The organism is Flavobacterium aurantiibacter, from assembly GCF_002251775.1.
Lineage (GTDB): Bacteria > Bacteroidota > Bacteroidia > Flavobacteriales > Flavobacteriaceae > Flavobacterium > Flavobacterium aurantiibacter.
In genome coordinates this window covers 1-22,555 of record NZ_NOXX01000220.1, presented here as the reverse complement: position 1 = coordinate 22,555, position 22,555 = coordinate 1, and the positions used below count along the sequence as shown (strand labels likewise).

20 protein-coding genes are annotated in these 22,555 nt (G+C 41.8%); 10 read left to right on the top strand and 10 right to left on the bottom strand.

Features of this window, described 5'->3' with window-relative positions; translation table 11 throughout:
• Nucleotides 1-48 precede the first annotated feature (48 nt).
• Nucleotides 49-780 carry a bacteriorhodopsin-like gene (locus tag CHX27_RS13210; RefSeq protein WP_094487232.1) on the bottom strand — a complete coding sequence of 244 codons (732 nt, stop codon included), beginning with the start codon at nt 778-780 and terminating at the stop codon, nt 49-51.
• Nucleotides 781-887: 107 nt separating this feature from the next.
• Between CHX27_RS13210 and CHX27_RS13205 the strand changes: the two genes are divergently transcribed.
• Nucleotides 888-1,775 (top strand): Brp/Blh family beta-carotene 15,15'-dioxygenase, encoded by an 888-nt coding sequence (locus tag CHX27_RS13205; protein WP_094487231.1) that lies wholly within the window; start codon nt 888-890, stop codon nt 1,773-1,775.
• A 73-nt stretch (nt 1,776-1,848) separates the two neighbouring features.
• Here CHX27_RS13205 and groL read toward each other — a convergent pair whose 3' ends face one another.
• The 7 genes from groL to miaB all read right to left on the bottom strand — a co-directional run bounded on the left by groL (nt 1,849) and on the right by miaB (nt 8,429).
• Nucleotides 1,849-3,474 (bottom strand): chaperonin GroEL, encoded by a 1,626-nt coding sequence (groL, locus tag CHX27_RS13200; RefSeq protein WP_094487230.1) that lies wholly within the window; start codon nt 3,472-3,474, stop codon nt 1,849-1,851.
• A 27-nt stretch (nt 3,475-3,501) separates the two neighbouring features.
• On the bottom strand, nt 3,502-3,777 hold the full coding sequence (locus CHX27_RS13195) for a co-chaperone GroES (RefSeq protein WP_094487229.1): 276 nt from the start codon (nt 3,775-3,777) through the stop codon (nt 3,502-3,504).
• Nucleotides 3,778-4,019: 242 nt separating this feature from the next.
• Nucleotides 4,020-4,382, bottom strand: coding sequence for a preprotein translocase subunit SecG (gene secG / locus CHX27_RS13190; RefSeq protein WP_094487228.1), 363 nt, complete (start codon nt 4,380-4,382; stop codon nt 4,020-4,022).
• Between the two features lie 10 nt (nt 4,383-4,392).
• Entirely contained in the window at nt 4,393-5,193 is an 801-nt protein-coding gene (locus CHX27_RS13185) for a tetratricopeptide repeat protein (protein WP_243389006.1), read from the bottom strand.
• Nucleotides 5,194-5,197: 4 nt separating this feature from the next.
• On the bottom strand, nt 5,198-5,716 hold the full coding sequence (locus CHX27_RS13180) for an LptE family protein (RefSeq protein WP_094487227.1): 519 nt from the start codon (nt 5,714-5,716) through the stop codon (nt 5,198-5,200).
• A gap of 1 nt (nt 5,717) precedes the next feature.
• Nucleotides 5,718-6,977 (bottom strand): sigma-54 interaction domain-containing protein, encoded by a 1,260-nt coding sequence (locus tag CHX27_RS13175; protein WP_094487226.1) that lies wholly within the window; start codon nt 6,975-6,977, stop codon nt 5,718-5,720.
• 3 nt (nt 6,978-6,980) lie between these two features.
• A complete protein-coding gene (miaB, locus tag CHX27_RS13170; protein ID WP_094487225.1) occupies nt 6,981-8,429 on the bottom strand; it encodes a tRNA (N6-isopentenyl adenosine(37)-C2)-methylthiotransferase MiaB in 1,449 nt (482 codons plus the stop codon).
• A 54-nt stretch (nt 8,430-8,483) separates the two neighbouring features.
• Here miaB and CHX27_RS15590 point away from each other — a divergent pair, with 54 nt between their 5' ends.
• From CHX27_RS15590 to CHX27_RS13130, 8 genes are all read left to right on the top strand, one after another.
• The gene (locus tag CHX27_RS15590) at nt 8,484-8,825 is read left to right on the top strand and encodes a hypothetical protein (RefSeq protein ID WP_094487224.1); all 342 of its coding nucleotides are present in this window, start codon (nt 8,484-8,486) and stop codon (nt 8,823-8,825) included.
• Nucleotides 8,782-11,292, top strand: a complete 2,511-nt coding sequence (gene topA, locus CHX27_RS13160) for a type I DNA topoisomerase (protein WP_094487223.1) — start codon at nt 8,782-8,784, stop codon at nt 11,290-11,292. Before CHX27_RS15590 ends, topA begins: the two co-directional genes overlap by 44 nt.
• 3 nt (nt 11,293-11,295) lie before the next feature.
• Nucleotides 11,296-12,444, top strand: coding sequence for a formimidoylglutamase (locus CHX27_RS13155; RefSeq protein ID WP_094487222.1), 1,149 nt, complete (start codon nt 11,296-11,298; stop codon nt 12,442-12,444).
• Between the two features lie 156 nt (nt 12,445-12,600).
• Nucleotides 12,601-14,022 (top strand): T9SS ring complex lipoprotein PorK/GldK, encoded by a 1,422-nt coding sequence (gene porK, locus CHX27_RS13150; protein ID WP_094487221.1) that lies wholly within the window; start codon nt 12,601-12,603, stop codon nt 14,020-14,022.
• 50 nt (nt 14,023-14,072) lie between these two features.
• Nucleotides 14,073-14,705, top strand: a complete 633-nt coding sequence (gene porL / locus CHX27_RS13145) for a type IX secretion system motor protein PorL/GldL (protein ID WP_094487220.1) — start codon at nt 14,073-14,075, stop codon at nt 14,703-14,705.
• A gap of 54 nt (nt 14,706-14,759) precedes the next feature.
• Nucleotides 14,760-16,310, top strand: a complete 1,551-nt coding sequence (gene porM / locus CHX27_RS13140) for a type IX secretion system motor protein PorM/GldM (protein ID WP_094487219.1) — start codon at nt 14,760-14,762, stop codon at nt 16,308-16,310.
• A 40-nt stretch (nt 16,311-16,350) separates the two neighbouring features.
• Nucleotides 16,351-17,241, top strand: a complete 891-nt coding sequence (gene porN, locus CHX27_RS13135; RefSeq protein WP_094487218.1) for a type IX secretion system ring subunit PorN/GldN — start codon at nt 16,351-16,353, stop codon at nt 17,239-17,241.
• Entirely contained in the window at nt 17,229-18,353 is a 1,125-nt protein-coding gene (locus tag CHX27_RS13130; RefSeq protein WP_243389005.1) for an NAD(P)/FAD-dependent oxidoreductase, read from the top strand. Before porN ends, CHX27_RS13130 begins: the two co-directional genes overlap by 13 nt.
• On the opposite strand, the gene CHX27_RS13125 is transcribed toward CHX27_RS13130, so the two are convergent.
• Nucleotides 18,331-18,609, bottom strand: coding sequence for a DUF983 domain-containing protein (locus tag CHX27_RS13125; RefSeq protein ID WP_317048284.1), 279 nt, complete (start codon nt 18,607-18,609; stop codon nt 18,331-18,333). The genes CHX27_RS13130 and CHX27_RS13125 overlap by 23 nt on opposite strands.
• A 186-nt stretch (nt 18,610-18,795) precedes the next feature.
• Between CHX27_RS13125 and CHX27_RS13120 the strand changes: the two genes are divergently transcribed.
• Nucleotides 18,796-20,694, top strand: a complete 1,899-nt coding sequence (locus CHX27_RS13120; protein WP_094487216.1) for an ABC-F family ATP-binding cassette domain-containing protein — start codon at nt 18,796-18,798, stop codon at nt 20,692-20,694.
• 83 nt (nt 20,695-20,777) lie between these two features.
• Here CHX27_RS13120 and CHX27_RS13115 read toward each other — a convergent pair whose 3' ends face one another.
• Complete coding sequence (locus tag CHX27_RS13115; protein ID WP_094487215.1) at nt 20,778-21,758, bottom strand: pyruvate dehydrogenase complex E1 component subunit beta; 981 nt, start codon at nt 21,756-21,758, stop codon at nt 20,778-20,780.
• Between the last annotated feature and the right edge of the window lie 797 nt (nt 21,759-22,555).

The window sequence follows — 22,555 nt, the reverse complement described above, 5'->3', positions numbered from 1 at the left end:
AAAAAGCCGACTCGTTTCCAAGTCGGCTTTTCCCATGAGCATTTATATTTACGAATTTGCTGTTCCAGTTGATTTTACAGCTAGGCTATAAATCACTAAACCAAATCCGATTTTGTTGATGGCATCGGCAATGTTGTATGCTACATCCACGCTTCCGCTTCCGAGGATTGATGTGTACCAACCTTCGGTTCCTAACATGTAGCCTAATGGGTAAATTGCCCAACCTACAAGTACAAACCAGCATAGGATTTTGTGCGTTTTAAGTACATCGCCACCAGCCGCTTGTGCTAATTTAGCTGCACTTCCGAGCCAAATTTCGTAAACAATTACGAAATACGCTGCGCCTGAAATAGCGCCCCAACGCGCTGCTTGATCGCTAAATACAGTCTCTCCGAAATAGCCAGTTACCAACATTACAACCGACCAGAAAACCATTTTCCACAATAAGTTTGTTTTTGCACCTGCTACTTTCAGGATTAAATAAAACTCTAAACACATTAACGGCACAGTAAGTACCCAGTCAACGTAACGGAAAAATGTAGGCGATTCTTGGAAAGCTCCCCAATAGTCACGCATGTAGTAATAGTGTACCGCAGCAATGAACGTGATAAGTCCAGATACCAATACAGATGTTCTCCACTTTTTGTCGAACTGACTTAGTGAGAGGAAAAAGAACGCAGATGCGGCCATCATAGCCATACACCCAACGAAAAACGTAAAACCAATGTAATCATCAGGCAACATTTTTGTTACCATTGAGCTAAATAAAATTGCATTCATAATTATTAGGATTAATTTTGTTTAACCAAATCTACGAAACATTAAACAAAATCAATTATGAATAATTCAAAAAATTATCTTAAAATTTGCAAGACACATAATTACGAATGAATAAAATTGAAAAAATACTAATATTGGCGAGCTTTGGCGGGCTTTTCGTACGCTCGTACGGTTCGGCGACCGTTGAGTTGGTTGCGGGCTTAACGTTGATTTTATCGTTCGGTGTTTTGCATGGAGCAAACGATTTATTGCTTTTGCAGCAGTTTAAGTCGCCACAAACTTTAGGATTAGATCGGCACTTATTGATGCGATACATTGCCGTTGTTGTGCTGGCTGCGCTGTTGTTTTTTTGGTTACCGGTTTTAGCGATTATTAGTTTTGTGCTTACCAGCAGCTATCATTTTGGTGAGCAGCACTCGGAGCGCTACGACAGCCATTGGAAGGCGCTCGATCGATATGTATTTCGATTTTTGTACGGCTGGTTGTTATTTGCGCTGTTGTTTGCTGCGCACCAGACGGAGGTTAACGGCGTTTTAGCTACACTTACGCATAGCAATTTGCCTGAATTTCCCTGGAAACGCATTTTAGTGGGTACCGTAGTCCTTTTTGCTTTGTTTGTGCTCTGGCGTATTATGTCGATTCCGGGAAGGCTACAATCGGTTGCGCGCGATTTGCTTTTGCTGCCATTTTTTGCACTGATCTTTTTTTCGGGCAGCTTAATTTGGGGTTTTGCCGTTTATTTTATTCTATGGCACAGCATCCCGTCGCTTTTGGCACAAGTGCAATTTCTATACGGCAGTTCTGAATTAGGTAGTTTTTCGAAGTACTTTAAATCGGCTTTTTGGTACTGGCTTGCTGCAGCAATTGGTATTACAGCAACATTTTTCTTTAGTAGTTCCGTTCAAGAACTCACCTCGTTTTTGTTCGCAGCCTTGGCAGCGATAACCTTTCCGCATGCTTTTGTGATGCTGCGGTTGTTTAAGAAATCGGCTTAGCTACCCTTTTATTATTTGCAATAAAAAAAGCCTTCCCAAATTGAGAAGGCTTTGTATTTGTATGTGGAATGTATTACATCATTCCCGGCATTCCGCCGCCCATTGCAGGAGCTGGAGTGTCTTCTTTAATGTCGATTAACGCACACTCTGTAGTTAAAATCATTCCCGAAACGGATGCTGCGTTTTCTAAAGCTACGCGTGTCACTTTTTTCGGATCTATGATTCCCGCTGCAAGCATGTCTACATACTCGTCGGTTTTTGCGTTGTAACCAAAATCGCCAGAACCTTCAGCAACTTTTGCTACTACTACCGAACCTTCTAAACCAGCGTTTTCAACAATGGTTCTCAAAGGCGCTTCGATGGCGCGTGAAACGATTTGGATTCCGGTTGCTTCGTCTGCGTTATCCGCTTTAATTGCAGCTAATGAAGCTTTAGCACGCAAGAGTGCTACACCACCACCGGCAACAATTCCTTCTTCAACAGCAGCACGTGTTGCGTGAAGTGCATCGTCAACGCGATCTTTCTTTTCTTTCATTTCTACTTCCGAAGCCGCACCTACGTAAAGTACAGCAACACCGCCAGCTAATTTAGCCAAACGCTCTTGCAACTTCTCGCGATCGTAATCTGAAGTAGTGGTTTCCATTTGTGCCTTGATTTGATTCACGCGATTTTTGATTAACTCAGCATCGCCCGCACCGCTTACAATTGTTGTATTGTCTTTATCGATTGTTACGCGTTTTGCCGAACCAAGCATGTCTAAAGTAGCGTTTTCAAGTGTGTAGCCGCGCTCTTCAGAAATCACAGTTCCGCCGGTTAGAATGGCAATGTCTTCAAGCATCGCTTTTCTGCGGTCGCCAAATCCTGGCGCTTTTACAGCGGCAATACGCAACGCACCGCGCAATTTGTTTACGACAAGTGTCGAAAGTGCTTCGCCATCAACGTCTTCAGCGATGATTAATAGAGGCTTTCCGCTTTGCGCAACTGGCTCAAGTACGGGAAGTAGTTCTTTTAAAGACGAGACTTTTTTGTCGTACAATAAAATGTATGGATTTTCTAATTCCGCATCCATTTTTTCAGGATTGGTAACGAAATACGGCGACAAATATCCTCTGTCGAACTGCATTCCTTCAACTACATCTACGAAAGTGTCGGTTCCTTTTGCTTCTTCAACGGTGATTACACCTTCTTTACCCACTTTTCCGAAAGCCGTTGCAATCAATTCACCGATTACTTCGTCGTTGTTTGCTGAAATTGAAGCAATTTGTTTGATTTTTTCTGAATCGCTGCCTACCACTTTAGCTTGTTTTGCTAAATCGGCTACGATAGCTTCAACAGCTTTGTCGATTCCGCGTTTCAAGTCCATCGGATTAGCGCCTGCTGCAACGTTTTTCAAACCTTCTTTAACGATAGCTTGTGCTAAAACGGTTGCCGTAGTGGTTCCGTCGCCGGCTAAATCGTTTGTTTTTGAAGCAACTTCCTTAACCATTTGTGCGCCCATGTTTTCAAGCGCGTCGGTTAACTCAATTTCTTTCGCTACAGTAACACCGTCTTTGGTTACGTTTGGTCCGCCGAACGATTTACCGATGATTACGTTACGTCCTTTTGGGCCAAGCGTTACTTTTACTGCATTAGCCAATGCATCTACGCCACGACGAAGTCCGTCGCGAGCTTCGATATCGAATTTAATTTCTTTTGCCATTTTTTTGGTGAGTTTTTAAAGATTGAATTAAACAATTGCCAGAATGTCGTCTTCACGCATGATCAAATAGTCTTTTCCGTCGAGTTTGAGTTCGGTACCGGCGTATTTTCCGTAAAGTACGGTGTCGCCAACTTTCACGGTCATGTTGTGATCTTTTTTCCCGTTCCCAACAGCAACTACACTTCCGCGCTGAGGTTTTTCTTTCGCGGTGTCAGGAATGATGATACCTGAAGCGGTTTGCGTTTCGGCGGCTACAGGCTCGATAAGAACTCTGTCTGCCAAAGGTTGAATGTTCAATGCCATAACTCTTATTTATTTTTTAGGTTAACTTAATTGACTGCTCGCTATATTTCAGAAATTGTGCCAGCTGTGTTAAAACTGACACATTTTCAGTTTGCGGAATTATTGTCGGAAATCTGGTTTGCTCATCTGCCAAAATGGGCAGAAACCGCAGCAGTAAGCCGTGATTTTCCCGATAACAGCGCGCATAAAAAAAGCCGATTCGTTTTCGGAATCGGCTTTCTGGTATTTTTAGTGCGTAGGACTTATTTCTTTACGGGTACTTCTACAGGTGTGTTTGTTGTAGTAGTTGTGCTTGGTTTTTCGGCAGCTGGTTTGTTTTCGTTAGCAGCTGGCGCAGCAGGAGCTTCTGTAGCCTCAGGTAACGCAACTTGTTCAGCTTCTGGTTTTGAAAAGCTAATAGAAGACAATAAAACCAACAAAATAAGCGCTGTGCCTAATGTCCAAGTACTTTTATCCAAGAAGTCGGTTGTTTTTTGAACACCACCTAATTGTGCCGAACTTCCTAAAGTAGAAGACAAACCGCCTCCTTTAGGGTTTTGCACCATAATAACTAGGATTAATAAAAAACAAACTATTGTGATAGATACTACAAAAATCGAAAACATTTTAAATCAATTAAATATTAGTGGTTTGCAAAATTCGGATATCCGAAATTCGGCTTGCAAAGAAAGAACTTTTTTCGGGATATTTCAAAATTAAAATTTCATAAGCTTGAATTGCTTTCTGATATTTTTTCTGCTCGAGGTAAACTTGTGCTAAAGTCTCGGTCATTAGTGTGGCTTGCTGACTGTCGTCGTCCTGAACTAATTTCACCGAGCTCGTTTGTTCCCGATTCGGAATGATCTTCGGATTACTTTCAATAAACTTATCAATCAAGTCGAGTTTGCGCTTTCGACTGTCGGGTACGCTTGCTTGGCTTCGATCTACTTGTTTAAAACTTGCTAGTTGCAGCCATTCTTGGAAACTGTGTTTTTCTTCTTGCGAAAATTGCAGTGGTTTTCCTACACCCAGATTGGCAGCTGCTTGCGTTGTAACCGCTGTTGGTTCAATAGTTGTAACTTCCGGATGTGCTGCTACTGTATTGTCAACTTTATGCGATACAATTTCATAGGCAAAAACTTCAATTTCGTTGATACGAGCGTCTTTTTCTGCTTGAAAAGCTTGATGCAAACCCGTAAAAGTGCCCGAAGTGATGAAGTCGAATAAAACACCGCGATCTTGCGTATAAGCCGCAGTTTTTTTCAATTCAAGATTGTAGGCACTGCTGTTTTGGTTGTACAGCGCTTTTAAATAAATGGCTCGAGGTGCATGAAAATAGGGGTACCGATTAATTAATTCGCGCAAAACAGCAACGTGCTGGTCTTTCACCAACTCAGGTTTTTCTAAAAACAAGCTCAGTTCCTGTGCGTTTATCATCGGTTTACCATTTTGCTAACGATTCGTTGAAAACATCCTGCGTGATTCGTTCAAAAATTACTTCTAAAGCTTCATTTAAAGGTCCGCCTACTAATTGTGCATCACCAGAATAGTCGTAAAAGAAAGAAAACTTTTTATCAAAATTATCTTCTTCTTTGTTTTTGTTGGTAAATCGAACTTGTACCGCAATCGTTAAACGGTTTTGCGACGCTCTTTGGTCGGCCGTTGCCGTCATTGGCGTAATTCTAAAGTCGGTTATTTCACCTTCATAAACTAAATCGCCACCGGTATTGGTCAAACTTAAATTCGTCTGATTTAGAATAATATCCTGCAAACGATTCGTAAAAGTTCGTTCAATTCCCGGCTGCACTAATTCTGAGTTGTTCAAGAAGTAATTCACCTGAAATGTTTTTGCATCAATCTTACCCGTTCCGGTAAAATTGTACGAGACACTGCAAGCCACCAGTGTGAACATCGCCAAGAATAATAATCCGATTTGTATGGGTTTTCGGTTGTTTTTCATGTTACAAATCGAATTGTTTGATTTTTCTATATAAGGTGCGCTCGCTTATTCCCAGCTCATCGGCGGCTGCTTTACGTCGACCTTTATTCTTTTCCAATGATTTTTTAATCATTTCGATCTCTTTCTGTTCGAGTTTTAGCGTCTCTTCTTCTTCAACGGTTTCCGCAAACACATAATTGTCGCCTCTACTCGGAAACTCCTTTTTAGCTGGAGTAGTTACGGGTTGAATTACCGAAAGCGAACTATCGTCGTAGTCGGTATCGGTTTCTACTTCTTCCGTGCCGTAAATCTTTCGGATCAAACCGCTTTGAGTTTCGTTTACAGCTGCACTGCCGTTTTTAATCAAATCGAGCGTCAGTTTCTTTAAGTCGTTCAAGTCGCTTTTCATATCAAAAAGAACTTTATACAAAATCTCTCTTTCGGTTGAAAAATCCGAATCGCTCTTTTTTTCTGAAACTACAGCGGGTAAATTCACGTTTTCGCCCGGTAAATACGATTTCAATGTTGCCGCATTAATGTCGCGCGTGGTTTCCAATACCGAAAGTTGTTCGGCAACGTTTCGCAATTGACGAATGTTTCCGCTCCAGCGAAATTGCAACAACAACTGCACCGCTTGCTCGTCCAACTTTATTGGAGGCATTTTGTATTTGTGCGCAAAATCGGCTGCAAATTTTCTAAATAATAAATGTATGTCGTCTTTGCGTTCGCGCAGTGGCGGTAATTGTATATCTACCGTACTTAATCGGTAGTACAAATCTTCGCGAAATTTCCCTTTGCTGATTGCCGCAAACATGTCCACGTTCGTAGCCGCAACAATGCGCACATTTGTTTTCTGAACCTGCGACGATCCTACTTTAATAAACTCGCCGTTTTCCAAAACACGCAATAAGCGAACTTGTGTCGTTAGGGGCAATTCGCCCACTTCGTCTAAAAAAATGGTTCCGCCGTTGGCTACTTCAAAATAGCCTTCGCGCGTTTGTGTGGCTCCAGTAAAAGCACCTTTTTCGTGTCCAAACAGTTCACTGTCTATGGTTCCTTCAGGTATCGCGCCGCAGTTTACAGCAATGTATTTTCCGTGTTTGCGATGTGAAAGCCCGTGGATGATCTTCGGAATACTTTCCTTTCCCACACCGCTTTCTCCCACAACCAGCACCGAAATGTCGGTCGGCGCCACTTGAATCGCTTTTTCGATAGCACGGTTCAATTTCGGATCGTTTCCGATAATCTCGAATCGTTGCTTTATTGATTGTACGCTTTCCATAGTTTACGATTGCATTGATCCGTATCCTACAGCTTCGCCAATTAAGGTTCCGGAAGTGCATCGGTGTATCAATACATTCACAAAATCACCAACCTGATAGTGCCCTTTTGGGAAAACAGTTGTTAGGTTCTGCGAATTTCTTCCCGCCCATTCGGCTTTGCTGCGCTTCGATTCTTTTTCTACTAAAACTTCTACAATTTGTCCGACGAAAGCTTGGGTGCGTTCGGCAGAGTGAATTTGCTGTAAATCAACAATTTCTCTTAGTCGTCTCAATTTTACTTCCTGCGGAACATCGTCCTCCATTTTTCTGCCTGCTAACGTACCCGGACGCTCGCTGTAGGCGTACATATATCCAAAGTCGTACCGAACTTTCTTCATCAAATCAATCGTATCGGCATGATCTTCTTCTGTTTCTGTCGGAAATCCGGTGATAATATCTTGCGTAATAGCACAATCCGGAACAATTCTGCGCACATTATCTATTAAGGTAAAGTACTCTTCGCGCGTGTGCAAACGGTTCATTAACTTCAAAATACGATCGCTGCCACTTTGAATAGGCAAGTGAATGTGTTTGCAAATGTTGGCGTGCTTGGCAATTACTTCCAAAACCTCGGTGTGCATGTCTTGCGGATTCGACGTCGTAAAACGAACGCGTAACTTCGGAAACGCTGTGGCCACACGGTCGAGTAGGTCGGCAAACGAAACCGCTGTTGCTTTTTGTAAATCGGTTGCCTTCACAAAATCTTTCTTCAAACCACCGCCATACCACAAATAGCTATCAACGTTTTGTCCAAGTAGCGTTACCTCTTTATAACCTTTTTGCCACAAATCGGAAATTTCGTCCATAATGCTCTGAGGCTCGCGCGAGCGTTCTCTTCCGCGTGTAAACGGTACAACGCAAAAAGTACACATATTGTCGCAACCGCGCGTTATCGAAACAAAGGCCGAAACACCTGTGGTATCTAATCGAACTGGCGCAATATCGCCATAAGTTTCGTCTTTCGACAAAATAACGTTTATCGCATCGCGTCCCGCTTCAACTTCTACCAATAAATTCGGTAAATCTTTGTAGGCATCAGGTCCTACAACCAAGTCGACGATTTTTTCTTCTTCCAAAAGCTGACTCTTCAAACGTTCGGCCATACAGCCCAAAACGCCCACTTTCATGCCCGGATTTTTGCGCTTAGCTACTTGGTAGGTCTCCAGACGTTTGCGAACCGTTTGTTCGGCTTTGTCCCGAATCGAGCAGGTATTCACCAGAACTAAATCGGCTTCTTCAAGTACTTTAGTCGTATTGTATCCAGTTTCAGCAAGAATAGACGCAACGATTTCGCTGTCCGAAAAATTCATCTGACAACCGTAACTTTCTATAAATAATTTCTTAGAGTTTTCAGGCTTCGAAACTAGTTCGAGTGCCGAACCCTGAATCGATTCATCGATCACTTTCTCCATCAGGCGCGCTTTACAATTTGAGTGCAAAGATAATACTATTTCGGTCGACTGACAATGTGGCAGAAGATTGATTTGGGTGCCTTTTGCCGTTTTTCGTTACAAGTTGCTTTCTACAGGCAGGCATTTTATGGTCGGGTAAGCGCTTCCTCCGGTCGCATTTCCCGCCTGCAAAATGCAACTGCCTCTAGTACAGCAAGCTTTTCACTGCAACCGGCGGCACAAAATCGTTACCACTTAACGTATAATATTAAGGTGTTAGCTGTTCGTTTCGAATCAATTTTTAAGCAAAAACGCGTCGGCGAGTCGATAATATTTTTTTTCAATTACTTTTGCGCCAAAAGCAAAGCTACTTATGCCAAAGAATTTAGTAATAGTCGAATCACCCGCAAAAGCTAAAACCATCGAGAAATTTCTGGGAAAAGATTTTCAGGTGGAATCCAGCTACGGCCACATTGCCGATCTGCCTTCAAAGGAAATTGGGGTCGACGTTACCAAAGGTTTCAAACCCACTTACGAAGTTTCGGCCGACAAAAAAGCCTTGGTCAGCAAATTAAAATCGCTTTCTAAAGCCGCCGAAACGGTTTGGCTCGCTTCCGATGAGGATCGCGAAGGTGAAGCAATTTCCTGGCACCTTGCCGAAGAGCTAAAACTCGATAAGTCGAAAACCAAACGAATCGTTTTCCACGAAATTACGAAATCGGCCATCCAAAAAGCCATCGAAAATCCACGAGAAATCGATTACAATTTGGTGAATGCACAGCAAGCACGTCGCGTACTCGACCGTTTAGTGGGCTACGAACTATCGCCAGTATTGTGGCGCAAAATTAAAAGCGGTTTATCTGCCGGTCGCGTGCAGTCGGTTGCCGTGCGCCTAATTGTAGAACGCGAACGCGAAATCATCGAATTCAAGCCCGTTGCAAGCTTTTCCATTGCTGCCGAATTCACCAATCAAGCCGGAAAAGTAGTAAAAGCTAAACTCTCAAAGTCCTTTAAAACAGCCGAAGAAGCCGAAGCGTTTCTGAAACAAAATACAGATTCCACCTATCAAGTGGCGTCTTTAGAAACCAAACCAGCACGTAAATCGCCCGCAGCACCATTTACCACGTCGACACTACAACAGGAAGCGGCACGTAAATTATATATGCCCGTCGGAATTACCATGCAAGTAGCACAACGCCTTTACGAAGCGGGATTAATTACCTACATGCGTACCGACAGCGTGAATTTGAGCCAAGAAGCTCTAGCAGCAGCACAAGCGGAAATTGTAAGTTCGTACGGACAACGATACGCCAAGACGCGCAGTTTTGTGACCAAATCGAAAGGAGCACAAGAAGCGCACGAAGCAATTCGTCCGACAGATATGGCGCGACATACGATTTCCGTTGATCGCGACCAAGACCGTTTATACGACCTGATATGGAAGAGAACCATCGCTTCGCAAATGAGCGACGCCGAGTTGGAACGTACAAACGTTCAAATTCAAGCCAATAATCACAGTGAGATCTTTCAGGCCTCAGGTGAAGTTCTTCTCTTCGACGGCTTCCTTAAAGTATATCTCGAAGGCAGCGACGACGATGAAGAAGAACAAGAAGGCATGCTTCCGGCATTAAAACAAGGCGAATCGCTTCTGCGTAAAGCATTAGTTGCCACCGAACGCTACTCGCGCCCAGCAGCACGCTACACCGAAGCATCGCTCGTTAAAAAATTAGAAGAATTGGGAATCGGACGTCCGTCAACCTACGCACCTACGATTTCTACAATTATTAATAGAAAATACGTAGAAAAAGGAACGCTCGAAGGAACCGAACGCAAGTACCGCCAGTTCGAATTAGTAGGTAAGGAGCTTAGTTCGAAAACACTCACCGAAAATACAGGTTCCGATAAAGGGAAATTAGTTCCGACAGATATTGGGACTATTGTAAACGACTTTCTAGTAAAGAATTTTAGCGCCATTCTCGATTATCACTTTACAGCAAAAGTGGAACAAGATTTCGACGAAATTGCCGAAGGAAACATCGATTGGTCGCGCATGATGCAAGATTTCTACAATACCTTTCATCCGAACGTTAAAGAAGTAGAAGCCAATGCCGAACGCGAAAGCGGTGAACGTATCCTGGGAACAGATCCAAAATCAGGGAAACCTGTGAGTGTACGTTTAGGAAAATTCGGTCCGATGGCACAAATCGGCGAGCCAGACGACGAACAAAAGGTTTTTGCAAGTTTGCGTCCGGAACAGAATATCGGTACCATTACTTTGGAAGATGCACTAAATCTGTTCTTGCTTCCCAAAAAATTAGCGGATTACAACGGCGAGGAAGTCGAAGTAAATTCTGGAAGATACGGACCTTACGTGCGTTACGGTAAAACTTTTGTTTCATTGCCAAAGGGCGTTGATCCCCTAGATGTTACTGATGAACTTGCACAGCAATACATAAGGGAGAAATTGCAAGCAGATGCACCCGTGGCTGTGTACGATGAATTACCTGTACAAAAAGGTGTGGGTCGTTTCGGTCCGTTTATCAAGTGGAACAGCATGTTCATTAATGTGTCTAAGAAATATAATTTTGATTCCTTATCGCAAAAGGATATCGAGGAGCTGATTCAGGAAAAGCTTAAGAAAGAGGAGGAAAAGGTATTGCGTGAATGGCCCGCTGAAGGCATCGTTATCGAAAAAGCACGTTGGGGTAGATTTACTTTGATAAAAGGTAAAACCAAAATTGAACTGAATAAAGATGTGAAAGTAGATGCACTTACGCTAGAGGAAGTTAAAGCGATGATCGAAAGCGCAACGGCGAAGAAAGCTCCTGCGAAAACAGGTTCTAAAGCAAAGAAGGCTCCCGCAAAAACAAAAAAATCAAAGTAATTCATGTCAGGTCTTGATTTTTTAACTCCCGTTTCCGAGGAAATGTTCGCCTTTGCTCAATCGTGCAACACGCAGCAATTGGGGTCTAAAATTGTACTTCATACGGAAACAGATTTCCCGGATTTAGAGAAAGTAAAACTTGCATTAGTATTTGTGCCTGAGTACCGAAACAGTTCGCAACAAACAGTTTCAGGTATAGAAGATCAATTTCGCAAGCATTTTTACACGATGTTTCCAGGGAATTGGCTGTCGTCTGTCGCCGATTTAGGAACATTAATTCCGGGTGAGGCACCAGAAGACACGTATTTTGCGTTGCAAAGCTTATGTGCCGATCTGATAAAGAATCGCGTTATTCCTATAGTGATTGGCGGTTCACAAGATTTGACTTATCCGATGTATCGAGCGTACGATAAGTTGGATCAAATGGTCAATTTGGTTGGGATCGATTACAAATTTGATTTGGGAAAGGCTCCAGATACTATTTCTGCAGAATCTTATCTTTCGCCCATTATTATGGAACAACCAAACAATTTGTTTAACTACGCAAATTTGGGTTATCAAACCTACTATAATGCCCAAGAAGAAATTGATTTGGTCTATAAATTGTACTTCGAAGCATATCGTTTAGGTGAAATAAGCAGTAAAATAGAGTTAGCCGAGCCAGTGTTTCGCGATGCCGATTTAGTAAGTGTAGACATTAATGCGGTTTCGGCCGACGTTACGTTTAATCTGCCTGGTGAACCAAACGGATTTACAGGTAGAGAAATATGTGCCTTGATGCGGTATGCAGGTATTAGCGATAAAACATCAAGTTTGGGTTTGTTCAATGTTCAAGGAAATCAGCGCGAGCTAAAGTTGCTTTCGCAGATGGTATGGTACTTTATCGATGGCTTTCAGTACAGAGCGGGAGATTATCCTTTTGGTGGCAAAGAGAGCTACATCAGATATATTGTGCCACACGAAGGCGAGGAAATGGTGTTCTACAAGAGTGATAAGACAGGAAGATGGTGGATTGAAATTGTTAATATTAATTCACATACTAAATCAAAAAGAACGTCGTTATTACCTTGTTCATACGATGATTACTTGCAAGCTTGCGAGCAGGATATACCCGAAAGGTACTGGAAAGCAATACGAAAGGCTATCGTGTGATTTGATTTGAAATATGAATTTTCGTGAATGAATCAGTGATTACAGTAGTTGATTTCACATTAAATTAGCTTTTTGTTAGTAAATTAATTGTTTATTCAAAAAATATTAGATAGGTTTACGCTCTTAAAATTAGAATACAAAATAACCCGATTTTATATGAAGAAGTTCATTGCGTTTGCAGCATTATCCTCACTGTTGTTTAGCTGTAGTTCCGGCGACAAGGGAGAGCTTGTAGGTGTAAAAGGGAAGAAATGGCATCCAGAGAAGCCTTATGGGATGACTTTGGTGCCGGGAGGCTCTTTTATCATGGGTAAATCAGATGATGATTTGGCAAACATTGGTGATGCCCCTACCAAAACTGTGACCGTTCGTTCATTTTACATGGATGAAACCGAGATTACAAACAGCGAATACCGTCAGTTTGTAGAATGGGTTAAAGATTCCATTATTCGTGTGCGCTTGGCTATCATGGCTGATGAAGTAGGTGGTGGCGGAGGTGCTGCGGCAGGCGGTGCAGCTGGCAAAGGCAGCGGCAAGAAAGCAGGTGGTAGTATTAACGATTACGCTTTCGCGGATGCAGATCCTGCAAAAATGTCTGCCTACGATAAATATATGTATGAAAATTACTATAGTGTAGGCACTGACGAGGGTATGTATGCAGGAAGAAAACTCAACCGAAAAATTAAATTACAAACGGATGTTCAAAAATATCCCGATGAAAATTATGTTGAGGTAATGGATAGTATGTATATTCCAGTCGCTGAGGCATACAATGGATTGAGAACTATTGATGTTTCGAAGTTGAAATTCCGTTATTCATGGATGGACATTCAAGCGGCGGCAAAAGCTAAAGTAGGTCGTCGTAAGGATTTTATTCGCAACGAACAAGTTACGGTATATCCTGATACAACAGCTTGGATTAAAGACTTTGCTTATTCGTACAATGAGCCTATGCACAACGACTACTTCTGGCATCAAGCTTACGCAGATTATCCCGTTGTTGGAGTGTCTTGGAAACAAGCGAAAGCTTTTTGTGCATGGAGAACATTGAACAAAAACAATTATATCAAATCCAAGAAAAAGAAGCAAGATTTTGTTAATTCGTTCCGTTTGCCAACTGAGGCTGAATGGGAATACGCTGCTAGAGGAGGTCTCGAGTCTGCAACGTATCCATGGGGAGGTCCTTATGCTAAAAACGACAGAGGTTGTTACTTAGCGAATTTCAAACCAAATCGTGGTGACTACGCGGCGGATGGAGCTCTCTATACAGTTGAAGCAAAATCGTATGATCCAAACGGATATAATTTGTATAACATGGCGGGTAATGTAGCTGAGTGGACAGACTCATCTTATGATCCAGGAGCTTACGAGTATGTAAGTACCATGAACCCGAATGTGCCAGATACTAAGAACCTACGTAAAGTAGTTCGCGGCGGATCTTGGAAAGACGTAAGTTATTACCTACAAGTAAGTACACGCGACTTTGAGTACGCTGATACGGCTAGGAGTTACATCGGTTTCAGAACCGTTCAAGATTACATGGGATTACAAGTAACTGGCAATGTGCCAAAAAAATAAAACTCTTTTAACCAACAATTAATTACTCTTAAAACAAAAAACTATTTATTATGGCATTTTTAAGCAAAAAAGCAATGAATTTCGCTTACGGTATGGGGGCGGCAGTTGTAATCGTAGGAGCATTATTCAAGTTGATGCACTGGCCGGGAGCTAGTTTGATGCTTATTATTGGTCTTGGGACTGAAGCACTTATCTTTGGATTATCAGCATTCGATCCAGTAGACAAAGAGTTGGATTGGTCTTTAGTTTATCCTGAATTGGCAGGTGGTGAAGCTAAAGAGCGTAACAAAAAAGAAGAGCCGAAAGACGCGCAAGGATTGTTGTCTCAAAAACTTGATAACTTACTAAAGGAGGCTAAAATTGATGGCGAGTTGATGGCGAGTTTAGGAAACAGCATCAAAAATTTCGAAAGTGCAGCAAAAGGAATTTCTCCAGCTGCCGACGGGATTGCTGCAACCAAAAAATACAGCGAAGAGCTTTCTTTAGCTGCTGCTCAAATGGAATCATTAAACAGTCTTTACAAAATCCAATTGGAGAGCGCTAATCGTAACGCAGAGGCGAACAAAGAAATCGCAGATAATGCTACACGTTTGAAAGAGCAAATGGCTGCAATGACTGCAAATATCGCTACACTTAATAATGTTTATGGCGGAATGCTTTCTGCAATGGGTAACAAAGGTTAATTTTTAACCACCTGACTAATCATTATTAAAAACGCGAAATAACTAAGAAAAACAATGGCAGGAGGAAAATTAACCCCTAGACAGAAGATGATTAACCTGATGTATCTGGTTTTCATCGCTATGTTGGCATTGAACATGTCGAAAGAAGTATTGTCGGCTTTTGGAATTTTAAATAATAAAATTATTGAATCCAATGCTATTGCAGATTTAAGAAATGAAACTTCATTTCAACAATTAGCGCAAAAAGCCAAAGATCAGCCGTTACAATTCGGTGATAAAAAAGCAAAAGTTGAGAAAATACGTGCTCTAAGTAAAGATTTCACTACTTATATTGAAACTTTGAAGACTCAATTTACAAAGGAATACGAAAGAGATGCTGACGGTAATTTGCCATTCGAAAGTATGGATAAAGGTGATGCAGTAGATGAGTATTGGTTTGAGGGTGACAAGCCAAGTAAAAAAGGACAAGAGTTCTTGGATAAAATGTCCAATTTTGTTGCTCAAGTAAAGTCTATTGGTGGTTCTGCAATCAGCGAACCAGAACTAAAGAAAATTCAAAACCGTTTTGCAACTAAGCCTGTTAATTCGAAATCTGCAGGTACAACTTTAGGTTGGTTAGATTATAACTTTAAAGGTTTTCCTCTTATCGCAACAATTACTAAGCTTTCACAGATTCAGTCTGATATAAAAACTACGGAAAGCGATATTATAGCAGGTATGTTTCAAACAGATTTGGTTGCGGCTGCTAGTTTAACAGCTTATCAACCGATAGTAGTGCCTGACAAAACTGCTTATTTTCAAGGTGAAGCTGTTACTGGAAAGATCATTCTTGGGAAATTTGATCCTAATTTAGTTGCGAAGTCTGTAGTAGTGAATGGAAGTTCTGTTAAAGCAGAGGCGGGTCAAGCAAATTTCTCTTTCGGTGCTGGTAGCGTTGGTGAACATGAAATTACAGGTTCATTCAATTTTGACGAGAACGGGAAAGTAGTTAGTCTTCCTATCAAAGGAAACTATGTTGTTGTACCTAAACCTAATCAAGCAACAATTTCGGCGGATAAGATGAACGTTGTATATCGTGGTTTAGATAACCCAATGACGATATCTTTTGCGGGAGTTTCTGCGGATAAAGTAAGAGCAGATGCACCTGGCCTACGGCCTGCTGGAAAGCCTGGGCAATTCATGATGAAGCCGCAACAAGGGACAGAAGTTATGATAAAAGTGACTGCGACTTTACCTGACAAATCTACTGTATCAGACTCGAGAAAATTTCGTATAAAGGGTATTCCTGCACCAACAGGTACTATTCGTGGGGAATATGGTGTAGTTAAAGGTCCAAAGGCAAGTTTAATCGCGTCGACCGTTGGAGCCAAATTATTAGACTTCGACTTCGATGTTAACTTAAACGTAACTGGATTTAACATTAAAGTACCAGGACAACCTACAGTTGTGGTACAAGGAAGTAAATTAAATGCTCAAGCTGTTGCAGCTCTTTCAAAAGCAGGTCGCGGTGATCAAGTTACAATTTCTGAAATCAAAGTAAAATTGGTTGGAGCTGAAGGCTTAATGTTGCCTCGAACTTCAGTTGTTATTTACGAAATACAATAATCAGTTAGAATAGTCGTTATCTATTCACAAATTTTTACATATGAATCGCAAGAATCTTTTTAGTATTGTCTTGGTAGTTGTAAGTTTTGCAAGTTCGTTTGCTCAATCTAACCTACTCAATGCAAAAACACCGGATGAAATCGGAAAGAAAACTGCTGCGCAATTAAATTCGGATAACGATAAGCCGCTTCCTTACGGATATGTGCATGATCGTGATATCATGTTCGGAAAAGCAGTTTGGGAACTTATCGATTTAGATGAGCGTATCAATTTCCCATTGTACTATCCTATTGATACCGCAAATATTGGGAAAGAACGTCGCAATCTATACGATGTGCTTACTAAGGGAATGAAAGAAGGTAAGATTACCGAGGTTTATACCGATGGTTATTTCAATACCAAAAAGACGTTAAGCGATATAGAAAAATCATTATCTCGAATTGATACCACTGATCCAGGTAGAGAACAATTTAACGCTGGCTTGCCGATTTCTCCTGAGTATATTGTAAAGATTGATATTACAGGTCAGGATGTGGATGCATACAAAATCAAAGGATATTGGTACTTTGACAAGCGTCAAGGTGAATTGAAATATCGCTTATTAGGTATTTGTCCAGTAACGCCAGACGTTTATACTGTTGGTAAAGATGAGGTGGATTACATTGAATTGTTCTGGGTATATTTTCCAGCAGTACGCGATGTACTTCATGCTAATAATGCCTTCAATGATCGGAATTCTGCAATGCCAATTTCTTTCGATGTTCTTTTAAATTCGCGTCGTTTCAACGCGGTTATCTATCAAGAGGAAAACGTATACGGAGACCGTTTGATTCAAGATTACATGAAAGATAATGCACAGATGCAACTTTTAGAATCGGATCGCATCAAAGAAAAGATTCGTAACTTCGAGCAAGATATGTGGAACTACTAGTTTTCACTGATGATATTTCAAACGGCTGGTTTTTTAACCAGCCGTTTTTGTTTATTTGCAGTATGAAAATGCTTGATTTTATTATCGTAGGGAACGGTTTAGCTGCGCTCGCTTTTGCTGAAGTACTTCTTCAGAATAACTGTTCTTTTGTGGTTTTTGGCGATTCTAAATTGAAGTCAAGCCGCGTGGCAGCAGGTCTGTATAATCCTCTAATTGTGAAACGGTATCGGCCGCTACAAGATGCTGTCGATCAGATTGATTTTCTGCGTTCTTTTTATTCTCGGGCTGAGCAACGTCTCTGCGCGAAGTTTCATCATGAAAAGCTTACTTTGCGTAAATTCGTTTCTATTGCTGAGCAAAATGATTGGTTCGAACACGCCGACAAACCTCAACTTGCAAATTTACTGAGCAACGATTTGTTTACCTCCGCGATTGAAGGAATTGATAGCCCATTTCAGTATGGAGTGGTTAATTACACCGGTCACTTAGACACCAATGTCTTTATAACGAAATATCAGACGTTTCTAGCCAATTCAGGCTGCTTTATAGCGGAGTCTTTTATTTACGCAGATTTGGAATTCAGTAGCGAGTTTGTTACCTATCATGAATTTCAAGCCAGTAATGTGATCTTCGCTGAAGGATATGGAGTAAATCAAAATCCGTATTTTAATTTCGTCTCTGTTCCTGGCACCAAAGGTGAGGGCATAACGATTCATGCACCTCAGTTGAAGCTTACCGAAATCATCAACAGTGGTGTTTTTATTCTTCCTTTAGGCAACGATTTGTTTAAAGTGGGTGCAACTTATGAATGGACGGATAAAACGGAGCAAACCACCGCGGCAGCGCGCGAGGAACTCACTATGCGTCTCAAACAAGTAATTCAATGCGATTTTGAAATCGTCGATCAATGGGCAGGTGTACGTCCAACGACTCCCGATCGTAAAGCCATTGTTGGTAATCATCCTCAGTTCCCACAGCTTCACATTTTAAATGGTTTAGGTACTAGAGGGGTTATGTTAGGTCCAACGATGGCAAAGCTGCTATACGATCATATAGTCGATAAAAAAGAAATTCCGACCTATTTACAAGCTAAGCGTTTTTGGAAGCAATAGCATCGTCTTTGTATGCTATAAAGAAGTTAATATAAATGTTTCGACTCATTCGCACGATCCAGGGCATCAAAACAACAAGAGCAGCAATGATGGTAATAAAAGCCTCCTTTACCGTGCAGCCCACGAAAACAAAACTGATGATAAATGCTGCAACTCCAACAGCTACAGCAAGTGCATAGCTTACGTACATGGCGCCAAAAAAGAAATTCGGCTCCATTTTATAGCGGAGCCCACAGTGGGAACAAGTATCATGCATATGCATCGTTTCAGTGACGATATATGGGTTTTTGTTCTCATACATACTCTCGCTATGACAACGCGGACAAGTTCCTGTTAAAATGCTATATAATTTCGTTCCTTTTTTTAACATTTGCAGCCAATTCTTTATTACTGTAATACAATAACAAAGTTACGGTCTATTTAAGTTTTCTAAGCCAATATCATGCTAAATATTCACAATTTATCAGTTTCTTTCGGAGGTTCCTATCTTTTTGAAGATGTTACCTTCCGACTAGGAGCAGGTGATCGTGTTGGTCTTGTCGGAAAAAATGGTGCCGGTAAATCGACAATGCTCAAAATTCTTAGTCGCGATCTTCAACCCGATTCCGGAGTGATCGCCACAGAAAAAGAAGTGCGTATTGGTTTCTTACGGCAGGATATCGATTTCGAACAAGGCAGAACCGTACTCGAAGAGGCTTATCAAGCCTTTACCGAAATCAAAGAAGTCGAACGCAAGTTGAATCACATCAACGAACAACTTCAAACACGTACCGACTATGAGTCTGACTCTTACGCAAAACTCATCGAAGATTTGAGCGATCTAACACACCGATTCGAACTTCTGGACGGATACAATTACGTGGGTAATACCGAGAGAATTCTGCTTGGTTTGGGCTTTAAACGAGAAGATTTCAACAACAAAACCGACACTTTTTCTGGAGGTTGGCGCATGCGAATCGAGCTCGCAAAACTGCTCCTTCAAAACAACGATATTCTTCTATTAGACGAACCTACTAACCACCTAGATATCGAAAGTATTATCTGGCTTGAGAACTTTCTAAAATCGTATCCAGGTGTCGTAATTATTGTTTCGCACGATAAGATGTTCCTCGATAATGTCACGAACCGAACGTTGGAAATTTCTTTAGGTAAAGTGTACGATTTCAACAAACCATACACGCAATATCTGACTCTTCGTCAAGAAATTCGCGAAAAGCAACTGGCTACGCAAAAAAATCAGCAAAAGAAAATAGAAGAAACGGAGAAGCTAATCGAGAAATTTCGCGCCAAAGCCAGCAAAGCATCTATGGCACAATCGCTTATCAAGAAACTCGATAAGGTAGAACGCATCGAAGTCGATGAAGACGATAATGCAGTCATGAATATCTCGTTTCCAGTTTCTGTGACTCCGGGTCGCGTAGTCGTCGAAGCCGAACACGTAACCAAAAAGTTCGGAGATAAAGTAGTTTTGAAAGATATTTCGCTGAACGTTGAACGCGGTAGTAAAATCGCCTTTGTAGGTCAAAACGGACAAGGGAAGTCCACGTTTATAAAAGCAATCGTGAACGAATTCCCGTTCGAAGGAAGTATTAAACTTGGCCACAACGTCCAAGTAGGCTATTTCGCTCAAAATCAGGCAGAATATTTGAATGGCGAAATCACACTGCTACAAACCATGGAAGACGCCGCAAACGACACCAATCGCTCTAAAGTGCGCGATATGCTCGGTGCTTTTCTTTTCCGTGGCGACGACGTCGAAAAAAAAGTAAAAGTACTTTCCGGCGGCGAACGAAATCGTCTGGCACTTTGTAAGTTGCTCCTGCAGCCTATCAATGTGCTCATCATGGACGAACCTACAAACCACCTCGACATCAAATCGAAAAACGTACTAAAAGCCGCACTACAGAAATACGAAGGAACACTGCTTCTCGTATCGCACGACCGCGATTTCCTTCAAGGAACTGCAAATATTGTATACGAGTTTAAAGATCAGAAAATTAAAGAATATCTGGGCGACATCAACTTCTTCCTAGAACAACGAAACGTGGATAGCATGCGTGAAGTCGAGAAACGCGATGTCGTAAAAGCTACACAAGAGGCTCCAAAAAAGAGTTTCGAAGAACAAAAGAAACAAAAGGCACTGCAAAACCGTATTTCTAAAGTCGAGTCGCAAATTAAAGATCTCGAAAACGCCATCCGTCTCGACGATCGTGCGCTCGAATCCAATTACGATAAGCACATCGAAGACGCTGCGTTTTTCACGGCCTACAACGAAAAGAAAAAGCAACTCGACAAACTGATCGAAGAATGGGAATTACTGCTCATGGAAGCCGAAAGTTAATGATTGCCTTTAATTAACTTACCGTAGAAAAAATAAAAAACCCGCTTTCTATTGGAGAGCGGGTTTTTATTTTGAGTTTTATTTTACTGGCGGTAAAGTACTTTCTTCACAGCCTTAATAACGTCATCTGCATTTGGCAACCATTCTTTCAGTAAAGTTGGCGAGTACGGCGCAGGTGTATCAGCGGTAGTAATACGTTGTACGGGCGCATCTAAGTAGTCGAAGGCCCGTTCCTGAACCATATACGTAATTTCCGAAGCAACACTAGCAAACGGCCAAGCTTCTTCTAAAACCACTAAACGATTTGTTTTCTTAACCGAGTTGATAATCGCATCGTAATCCATTGGGCGAACCGTACGCAAGTCGATTACCTCTACCGAAATACCCTCAGCAGCAAGCGTTTCCGCAGCAGCTAAAGCTTCTTTTATAATCTTTCCGAACGATACAATGGTAACATCTGTTCCCGCACGCTTCACATCGGCCACGCCAAGCGGAATGGTGTATTCCTCTTCCGGAACTTCTCCTTTGTCGCCGTACATCTGCTCCGATTCCATGAAAATAACCGGATCGTCGTCGCGAATAGCCGATTTCAATAAACCTTTTGCATCATATGGTGTCGATGGAACCACAACTTTTAAACCGGGCGTGTTAGCAAACCAGTTTTCGAAAGCTTGCGAGTGCGTAGCACCCAATTGTCCGGCAGAGGCTGTTGGACCGCGAAATACCATCGGCATAGGGAATTGTCCGGCCGACATCTGGCGCATTTTCGCAGCGTTATTGATAATCTGGTCGATACCAACCAAACAGAAGTTAAACGTCATGTACTCCACGATCGGTCGGCAACCATTCATAGCCGAACCTACCGCAATACCAGCAAATCCGAGCTCGGCAATAGGTGTGTCGATTACACGCTTCGGACCAAATTCATCAAGCATACCCTTAGAAGCCTTGTAAGCACCGTTGTATTCGGCTACTTCTTCGCCCATGAGATAAACCGACTCATCGCGGCGCATTTCTTCGCTCATTGCTTCGGCAACGGCTTCTCTAAACTGTATCGTTCTCATAAAGGATTCATTTTTCGAAACGCAAAAATAGCCGAAAATTGGAAATCCATCCCATATTTTTAAAACGTTTTATACGTAAAAGCAGCTTTTTTTGATTTTTTGGGCGGCAGTTCCGGCTGTACGCTACAAGCTTTTTCAAATCGGGCACAAAAGCAAGCGTTTGGCTCGGCTTCTGAGGTCGCCACGCCAACCGCGCTTTTGTTCGCCCCATTTTTCAAAAGGCTTTCCGCTGCCATCCGGGCCGCGCTATCGTTCCCCAACGAAACATCTCTTTTTTCACTGTGTTTTTAACAAACGTAATATTGCAATATTACCTCGATTAAAAAATTGTAAAACAATAATTTATACGCTATTAATTACTTGCACTCACACTAACTTTTTTAGGGTTTTTATAAAATACCGTTTTTAGATTTAAGATGCAGAATAAGATTTGCAAAGCCATTCAGCCATCTTGGCGACTGTTCTAAGTAATTCCCTTCCGAACTTGCTTACTAGCAAAACTATTCACGCTTCATTCGTGCTTTTTCCACTACTAAAAACCTATGTGCCTATGTCGTCCACCATAAGTTGAACTCGCACCTTAATCGTGGTTTAAAAACTGTGCAAAACCTATGTGCCTATGTGGTCGGCCGTAAGTAGAACTCGCGCTGGTAATCGTGGTTTAAAAACTGTGCAAAAACTATGTGCCTATGTGGTCGGCCGTAAGCAGAACTCGCGCTGGTAATCGTGGTTTAAAAACTGTGCAAAACCTCTGTGCCTATGTGGTCGGCCGTAAGTAGAACTCGCGCTGGTGATCG